This window comes from Vibrio anguillarum, assembly GCF_001989995.2.
GTDB lineage: Bacteria > Pseudomonadota > Gammaproteobacteria > Enterobacterales > Vibrionaceae > Vibrio > Vibrio anguillarum.
On sequence record NZ_JAHGUP010000057.1, the window covers coordinates 1 to 686 of the forward strand.

At 44.3% G+C, this 686-nt stretch carries 1 pseudogene; it reads left to right on the forward strand.

Annotated elements, in window-relative coordinates:
• Positions 1-686, forward strand: a pseudogene (locus PL85_RS13860) (ISAs1-like element IS1358A family transposase); the annotation flags it as partial.

The following is a 686-nucleotide window of genomic DNA, read 5'->3' on the forward strand; positions in this document are numbered from 1 at the left end:
TTGGATGAAGGACTGCCATACACTGACGGATGGAGAAGTCATCGCTATCGACGGTAAAACATTACGTGGCTCTTATGACCGCTCGAAGGGTAAAGGAACGATTCACATGGTGAATGCTTTTGCTACTGCAAACGGAATGAGTATCGGCCAACAGAAGGTTGATAGTAAAAGTAATGAAATTACCGCGATCCCCAAGCTACTTGACTTGCTCGAGGTAAAAGGCTGCTTGGTTACGATTGATGCAATGGGATGCCAAAAGAAAATAGCGCAAAAAATTCTCGATAAAGAAGCGGATTATTTGTTAGCAGTGAAAGGTAATCAGGGAATGCTTGAGCAAGCCTTTGATGATTATTTTCGAATGGACATGCTTCAAGACTTTGACGGCAGTTCTTACAGTACACAAGAAAAAAGTCACGGAAGAACGGAAACGAGAGTGGCTTTAGTGAACCGTGATTTGTCGGTTTTAGGTGATATTGAGCATGAATGGCCCGAGCTAAAATCAATGGGCATCGTCGCTTCGATTCGCCAAGAATCGGCTGTAGCAACAGAGCAAGATGTGAGTATTCGTTACTATATCTGTTCTAAAGAATTAGAAGCCCAAACGCTGCTTGAAGCGACGCGTTCTCATTGGGGCGTAGAGGCCATGCATTGGTCCCTTGATACCGCATTTAGTGAGGACAACTCTC